The organism is Leifsonia sp. 10L418 (assembly GCF_056395445.1).
On record NZ_JBFTJN010000002.1, the window covers coordinates 16,099 to 24,923 of the forward strand.

Genomic DNA, 8,825 nt, shown 5'->3' on the forward strand with positions numbered 1-8,825 from the left:
GGTGTCCCCCAAAAGGCGGACGGATTCGACCCGCGCGAGGCCCCCAGCTCGGGGGTGGTTCTCTTGTGACTTCACGGTCACAGCAGCGCCGCGGGGGGAGCCTCACTCCGGTGGCTCCCCCGCCTACGAGCTAGGCGACGCGGCGCCGCACCACCAGCATCCCGCCGCCGAGCAGGAGCACGAGCAGCGCGATGAGCAGCGACCAGATTCCGTTGAATCCGCTGCTGGCCAGCGGCGGTGCGGCGGCGACCGACGTGGTGTCGCTGTCGGTCAGCTGTGCCTCCGGCAGCTGCTCGGTCGGGCTCGTGACCTGCACCACGTTGGTGACCGACGGATACGCGGCCTGCTGCACAGTGACCACGAGGGTCACCGTTCTGCTCTTCCCGACGCCGAGCGCCCCGTCGAGCGTGCAGGTGACGATCTGCGAAGCCTCGGCGCAGTCGGCGTTCTGACCATTGGCGCTGGCGAAGGTCAGACCGGCCGGCAGCTTGTCGGTGAGCGTGACCGGGCCCGGATCCTCGGTCGGGCCGGCGTTGGTGACGGTCAGCGTGTAGCTCCCCTTCTGGCCGACCGTGAAGGTTCCGACGCTCGCCTTCGTCACCGTCAGCGAGGCCTGTGCGGGAACCGCGACCGTGTCATCAGCCGTGTTGTTCGTCGGGTCCGACTCGGGTGTGGTCGAGATGACGGATGCGACGTTGACGACCGAGGGGTAAGCCCCCGGCAGCACTCTGGCGTTGATCACGAGTGCCGGAGCGGTCGCGCCAGGAGCGAGATCGCCGGTGAACACGCAGGTCACGGCGGTGCCCGCATCCGTTGCCACGGCGGCCACGCACGACCAGGCCGGATCGCTGCCCAGTGCGTCGACGAACTCGAGTCCGACCGGCAGCGTGTCGGTGACGGTGATGCCGGATGCCACCGACGGACCGGCATTCTTCACGCCGAGGTCGAACGCCACGGCGTCACCGATCCGCACCGGACCGCTGTGAGTCTTGGTGATCGACAGATCGGTCAGCTGATCGATGGTCACCGTTGAGTCGGAAGGATTGTCCTCCGGCTTGGGGTCGGTGGTCGGTGAGGAGACGTCGGCGGTGTTGGTGAGGCCACCCACCGGCAGCGCCGAGTCATAGGTGATGACCAGGGTCAGCGGATGCGCGGCCGCGCCGGCAGCGAGCACGGAGGTGCCCGCCCAGGTGCAATCGACGCTTTGGCCGTTGGCGTCGACTGCGGCGGCAGTACACACCCAGTCGCCCGAATCGACGAGTCCGACGTAGCTGATTCCAACCGGAAGCTGGTCGACGATTCGCAGCGGCGCAACCGCAGCCGACGGCCCCTGGTTGGTTGCCTGCAGCAGGTAACGTCCTTCAACCCCTGCAACCGCGGTGGTCACCGGGTTGCCCGCGGCGTCGACGGCTGTCTTGACCAGAGCGAGGTCGGCGAGCGCCGTGACCGAGATGTCGGCCGGGTCGGTGCCGGTGTGGGTTCCGTCGCTGTCCGTCCAACTCAGATTGGCGTGGTTGGTCAGAGTGCTGCCCTCAGCGACCGCCTGGTCGATCGTCGCGGTGATGCTGAGCACGAACGCGCCGAGCGGAAGCACCGCGCGGGTGCACTCTGCAGTGGCCACCGCACAGGTCCAGTCCGTGCCGGAGATCGCCGTCAGGGTCATCCCGGTCGGGACGACATCCGCGACACGTACCGCGTTGGCCACCGAAGGCCCGGCGTTCGTCACCGTCACCGTGTAGTCGACGCTGTTTCCGGCGACGAACGGGGCCGCTGAAGCGACATCCTTGACGATGCTCACTGCAGCCTTCGTTGTGATCACCGTCGGGTCGTTTGCGGTGTTGTTGCCCGGGGTCGGGTCGACCAGCGGGCCGTCAACACTCGCTGTGTTCACCAGCGTCTGGGCCGCCAGAGTGAAGGGGACGCTGACGGTCACGGTGATCGGCTCGGCGGTCGCCTGCGCGGCCAGTGCGACATCGAGCTCGCAGGTGACCGTTGTCGGCTGGCCGTCGGTCACCGAGCCGATGACACAAGTCCAGTCGTCGCCGACCGCACCGGTCGGCACAAGGCCGGCCGGAACGGTGTCGACAACTTCGATCGTCTCCGGGGAGTCCGACGGGCCGTTGTTGGTGACGGTGAGCGTGTAGTCGAGGCTCGTGCCGGCGAGGACCGCGCCGGTCCGGTGCGACTTCGTGATCGACAGATCGGCCTTGCCGAGCGGGTCGCTGGATGTGTCGTCGTAGTCGTCGGGGGCATTCTCAGCGGATGCCGTCACCCCGTTCACGATCGTTCCGGTCAGGTTGCTGGCGGTCGCTACGGTGATCTCCACCACTGCCGTGTTGCTGCCGGCGGCGGCGCTCAGCGTTCCGGTGAGCTCGCAGTCAACCGTGGAGGCGGTGGTTGTGCCGTCGCAGGTCCAGGTGCCGGTCTTGCTCTCCGCCGAGACGAAGGTCAACCCGGTGGGCAGTACATCCGTGATCGTGACGGCGCGGGCGTTGGCCGGACCCTGGTTGGTGACGGTGATGCTGTACACGGCGTTGTCGCCGGGGATGATCACGGGCAGTGGCGAGACGAGAGTCTTCTCGACCGCGATAGCCGTCGCGCTGAGCGGCACGCCGCTGTCGACCGTCGTTGACTCGTTGTTGTCCGGGTCGGGGTCAGTGGTCGCGCCGGGAACGATGGTCGCCATGTTCTCGATCGCGCCTCCGGTATAGCTGGACGCGATGGTTCCGGTCAGCTCCACAGCCGTGCCGATTCCGAGCGGCATGATGCCGCCGTTGGCCGTATAGGTGCAGGTGATCGTGTCGCCGGCTCCGGCCAGGTTGTCTTCATCGGTGTCGCACTCCCAGTCGGCGCTCGTCGCGTTGACTCCGACGATGCCGGCGGGCACGACATCCGTGATGGTGATGTCGGCACGGGAGACCGACGGGCCGAGGTTGTTCGGCACAACGTGCCAGGTGATGGGCGAGCCCGCACCGGGATCGGTGGTGATCAACGTCTTCAACACACTCAGGTCGGCCTGTGTGACGATCGCCAGCTCATCACTGCTTTCGTTGTTCGACAGGTCGGGATCGAACGTCGTCGCCGACACCGTCGCCGTGTTGTCGAGCGTGGTCGGTTCGACCGAGGCCGCGACCGCGATGGTCACGACAATCGGGTCGAGGCTGGCGCCCGAAGCCAACGACCCGGCGGTGCTCACACAGGTGAACCCGGGGGCGGGCACGGTGCAGGTCCAGTCGGTGCCTCCGGTGACACCGGTGACCGTGGCTCCGGTCGGCAAGGTTGCGGGCACGTCGACCACGGTGATCGGTCCGACAGCCGCATCCGGCCCGGCGTTGCTCACGGTGAGAGTCCAGCCGGTGCCGCTGGTGCCGGCGACGAGGTCGGCGCCGGCGGTCTTCACGACCTTCACGTCGGCCGAGTGGATGTTCGCATCCGCCGTCTTGTCGGGTCCGGTGAAGCCGCCGGTCAGGTTGCCCGTCGCACCGGTCGGGTCGGTGGTCACGGCCGACAGGGTATTGACGTGGTCGAAGGGCGTTCCGTCTTCAGCGGTGACTGCTGCATCCTCGTTCGGCGTGGCGGTGAACGTGATGACGATGCTCGCGCCGGCGGGCAGCAGCGTGGGCGCCGCTGCCGGGGAGCCCAACGCCCAGGTCAGCGTGGACGAGGCCGGGTTCGCCGGCTCAATCGGGACCGCCGTGGCGCCGTTGACGCTGACGAGGGCACTGTCCACGTCGTAGCTCCAGTTCGCCGGCAGCGTGTCGGTGAGCGTCACCTTCTGCGCCGCGCCGGTGCCGGTGTTCTTCGCCGTGAGCTTCCACCCGAACGGCGTGTTCGCGTAAGCCACGTCGGTTCCGACGGTCGTTTTCGCGAGGGCAATGTGCGGGAACGCCGGGGTCACGACAGCGGTCGCCGGACCGCTCGGTCCGTAGACCCGACCGTCGGTGGCGAACGACTCGTATCTCGTGGCTCGCACCGTGTTGGTGAGGGATGCCGCGGTGAGCGTGCCCGACGCGGCGAGCTGTGCCTGATAGCTCAGGACAACCGGGGTGCCGACGTTCAGCGGACCGGCCAGCGTCCAGGTGATGGTCCCGCCGCCGGTGGTCGTGTTACCGGTGAGCACCCCGCCGTTGCTGATCGTCGCCGGTGCGACGACAACGCCGGTCGGAACCGCGTCGACGATCGTGATGTTGTGAGCGGGGGTGTTTCCGGAGTTCGACGCGGTGACCGAATAGGTGAACGTCTCACCGGGCTTCGGCGTGCTGTTCGACACGGTCTTGGCCACGGTGACCACGGGGTTCAGAACGGTGACGGGCGCCGAGACATCCGTCGTCGTCGTGTCGAAGGGGCCGTCTACCGTCACGGTCACGCCGGGATCCGTCTTGTTCCAGGCGACGTGTGCGGTGTTCGTCGGCTTGGCGATCACCGGGGTGGTCGTGCTGTTGGTCAGCTTGGCGCTGTAGGTGATCGTGACGGTGCGGATGTCGTTGGAGGCGACGATGTCCCCCATGGTCCACCCGATCTTCTGACCGACGCCCGTCAACGGCGTCGCCCCGGTGGGAGCGATGCAGGGGGTTCCGTCTGGGATTGTGCAGCTCACGGTCGGCGTGCCGGTCAGCGTCAGTCCCGCGGGGAGGGTATCGATCACCGAGGCGTCAAAGAAGTTGACCCGGGCGGGCAGCTCCACGTTGACGGTGTAGGTGACGATATCGCCGATCGGTGCGAGCTTCGGGGCAACCGTTTTGTCCAGGGTCGCGCCTTTGATCGTCACTGTTGCGGTTGAATCGTCAGTCCTCTCACCGCGGCGGTTCACTGTTGAGACACCGCCGACCAGTGACGGCAGGGTGTACCCGACGAGGTCTGCTGTGTTGTCATAGGCGGCCGAACCGACGGCGGTGTTGCTCACGGTGACCGTGTATTGCAGCGTGATGCTGGCATTTGCCGCGACCTGTCCGACGTTCCACAGGAGCTTGAGCCCGCCACCGGCGCAGGTGCCGTCTGTGGTCACCGTCCCCTGGCTGGGGAGGAAATTTCTCACGTTTTCGAGCTTCGCCGGCACGCAGTCGGTCACCACGGTCTCGTACGAGGTCGGCCGGCCGGCCGGGTTCGTCACCGTCAGGGTGTACGTGAGGTTCGCTCCGGCAGTGACGTCGGTCGACTGGTCGACGGTCTTGACGATCGCCGGGGCGGGCTCGCGGTAGATCACGTCAGCGGTGGCCGCACCGTTCCAGCTGTCACTGGAGAAGGTTGCCTGGTTGTGCAGAGTGGTCTTGTCATCCCACTTATCGGCGGCCATGTAGACGGTGATCCGCACGGTGAATGTCTGACCGGATGCGGTCGAGTTGGTGTAGCTGGCAGGAAACGTCAGCTTTCCGGTCGTCGAGTCAAACGTGAAGGCGCCCACCGTTCCGCCTGGCTGAGTCCAACTTGCGGCGGTCAGCGTGTAGGCCGTGTCGGGCACCGTTGCGCCCAGTTTGCCGAGGTCTTGCAGTACCCCGTTCTTGACGGTGGTGTGCGCCGGAACCGTCACGCTGTAGTCGTAGGTGATCCGCTCGCCCTGGACCGCTTCCGTTGACGAGTTGTTGACGTCGACGTGCTCAGTGGAGACGAGCGTCTTCGCTATTACGGCCTTCGCGAGGTAGACGGCCGAGTCATCACGGGTCAGCGTGCCGGGCACCACGCTCTCGACGGGCCGTGTCGTTGTGTCGAGCGAACCATCCGGGTAAAACGTCTTCGACTGACCGGTGTTCAGCTCGGTCGTGTAGCCGATGATGGATGCGGTGTTGGTGTGGGTCGTGTTGACCTCGGTTCCCGCCGGGACCGTGACCGAGTAGCTCAGCGTGCGCTTCTCGTCGGCGGCCATCGCAAGCCCCTCCCAGACGATGGCTGAGCGGCCGGCTTCTGGAGCGGTGAGTCCCGGGTACGCGTCGGTGCACACGCCGGGCGCCAACGTTGCCGTGGCTACGGCCGCACAGGTGATGCCGGCCGGCAGAGCATCCCAGACCACCAAGTCAGTGACGGGGAACGGCGGTGCCGTCACGTCAATGCGATAGAGCACTGTCTCGCCCTGCTCAACCTGAACACCGTCACGATTCGAATCGAATGCGTTTCCGTCGGGCAGCGCCTCGCTCTTCGCGGCGCGGGTGGAGTTGCCGTTGACAGAGGCGACGCCCTTGGTCAGAGCGGCTCCGGCGACGACCTCGATCTTCGCCCCGTCGCGGAGGAACGACACGTCGCCCTTCACGTTCTCCTGCTGGTACTTCATCAGGTTTTCCGGCTTGTCGAGCTTCTCGGCGCTTGCGGACGGGGCCGCGACAATGCCCCAGACGTGAAGAACCAGAACCGAGTCGCGTGGAACGAAGCGAGCGCCGTCGGAGAGCGTGCCGGGCTTCCAATCGATGCGCTGCCCGGCGACGGTCGGCGCGGGAACCATGCTCGAATCGATGATCTTGCTCAAGCTCTCATCGATCGCCGACCCCGAGTAGGTCACACTCTTCGGCAGGAAATCGGTGATGAGCGGGTTGCGCACATCGATACTGCTGGCGAAATCGACTGTGAGCTCGTAGCAGACGGTGTCGCCGAGCACGAAGCCGCCGGGCACCGTGGTTCGGCCGTCGACGTAGCCGCTGGAAGCACACGGGTCATTGCCCGGCGCGGCATTTTTCAGCACATCGTTGCGCGGTAGGACCTTCTTCGAAATGGTCGAGAAGTCCGAGATGACGGTGGCCTCAGAGTCGTCCCAGACGAGCTCAGTGCCATCGGCCGGAACTCCCGCAGGATTCGTCACGCCGGTCAACGCGGGCTTGGCCGTCGTGGTGCCCGTGACCGTCACGGTGTTGGTGAGCGAGTCCCCCGAGCTGGTGGAACCACTGGCCGCGTTGCCGAGGTCGTAGTTCGGGCGCATCAACGCGGTGTAGACGATCTGATGCGTCGTGTTCTCGGCGAGCTGAGCCACGGATGCGGCGAACGTCACGGTGAATTCGCCCGTCGCCTTCGCGTAGTTCAGCTCCGTCACGGTCGCGCCGGTCAGCATTGCCCCGGGCTCGGTCGTGCCGAAATCGCACTCTGCGGGCAGAGGGTCTCCCGACAACTTCTCCGGTTCAACCGGGAATGCCGGGCACAGGCCGTTCGGGAGGGTGTCCGTTGCGACGATCGTGTCGGCCGAGGTGTATTCGCTCGTGCGCAGGTCGAGGGTGAACGTGGCCAGGCCGTTGGTGACGAATCGATCGTCTTCGGGATTGCCGTCTGAGTCCGTCGCACCGGTGGATACGCTCTTCAGGATGCGCAGGTCCATCGCCATGACGCTCTCGTCCGCGTGTTCGCTGACCGCCCGGTCTGCCTCGCTGGCCACGGGACCCTGGTAATTCCCGGACAGCACTGCCCGGTTGAGATACGTCGTGCCGTCCGCTGCAGCGGCGGCGCCGACGCCCTGACGCGTTGACGCACCGGTGTTGTTACCCAGGTTCGCTGCCTGCTCGCCGGTTGCGACATCCGGAGCTGTTCCGTCAGGCCAGAGGGCGTTCTCAAACAGCGGGATTCCGGCGCGGTACGAGATCGTCGTCGTGCTCGGCTTGCCCGCGGCAGACTGGTCCCCCGGCTGGGGCGTGCCCTGCGGCAGCGCGATCAGATTCCAGACAACCTTGGTGTACACACCGGCAGCAAGGCCGCTGGTTCCCTGTTCGCCGTTCGGCAGGGTGACGGTATCCACCGTGTAGCTTCCCGGGGCGCAGTCGCTGACGGGCGCAGCTGGGGTGTTCAACGGGTTCGCGCCCGGGTATTCCCTGGTCTGGTCGTCGAAGAGATGAGCCGACGGCAGGGTGTTGTCGCCGAGGCTGCACCCCAGAAACTCCAGGCCGGCCGGCAGATAGTCGACGAGTTCGACGCCTGTCGTTTCTCCCTCACCCGAGTTCTCGACGGTCAAGGTATAGACGGTGCCGTTGTCGTGAACGCCGCGCAGCAACTCGGCTTCTGGGCTCGGCTCCGACTTTGTGATGCGGGCGGCACGGATGTCGGCTGCCGCCTTCAGGCTCGCTCCACGCACCGTCGCTGCCAGCCCGGCAGCCGCGCCGGCTCCCGTGCTGCCGTCGAAGATGGGCTTGAGCGTCGGGTCGGTGCTCGCGAAAACCGTACTGGTGATCTCGACCTGCGACCCGACGGGGAAGGTCGCTGCCACGGGGCGAACGGTGATGTTGCCGGCAAAGGTGGCGCCGATCGGGAGATCGGCAATGTCTTCGAAAACCCAGAGTTGGAAGCCTGCAGGAACCGGAGTTGCCGCGGCGGCGCTGTTCGGCGGGGTCGCCCCACTCGGGTAGATCACGGGGTCTCCGAGCGAGCCGGGACTGACCAGACTGACGCCGTTCGGAACCAGCACAGTGACGCCCATGTTGTACCAGGCCTGCGAAGGATCACCCGGGGCGGGCGTGGGGTGGTTGAGTTCAATCCCGAAGACAACGTCCTCGCCCGCCAGAACCGCCGGGGAATCAACCGTCACGGTGGGGACGGTCGCGGCCGACGCCGACGGTGCCACGACGGCGCCGACCACGAGACCAGCCGCGACGAGCACACTGGCCACCAGGCCCGCGATCATCCGGTTGTGCAGCCGGCCGGGGGAAAAGACTCCTCCGCCTGCGAGCGCGTGACGGGCAGTACGGCGCGAGTGAACTGCGGTGTGAATCGGCATGGCGAGGTGTCCCCAAAGTGGCAATCTGACGAGACTGCTACTCCGACTGACGGAGCGCAGCAGCTCACTCACGCACGCCGGTGTCGGCGGCACGGAGTGAGGCAGATTTCTACGGTAGAGCGGTCTGTTAGTCCCCCTTTACGAGGAC

1 protein-coding gene is annotated in these 8,825 nt (G+C 66.5%); it reads right to left on the minus strand.

All coding sequences use genetic code 11. The annotated features are described in order from the left end of the window. Positions 1-130 precede the first annotated feature (130 nt). Positions 131-8,677 (minus strand): isopeptide-forming domain-containing fimbrial protein, encoded by an 8,547-nt coding sequence (locus AC1DCF_RS03615; protein ID WP_477209845.1) that lies wholly within the window; start codon positions 8,675-8,677, stop codon positions 131-133. Positions 8,678-8,825 lie beyond the last annotated feature (148 nt).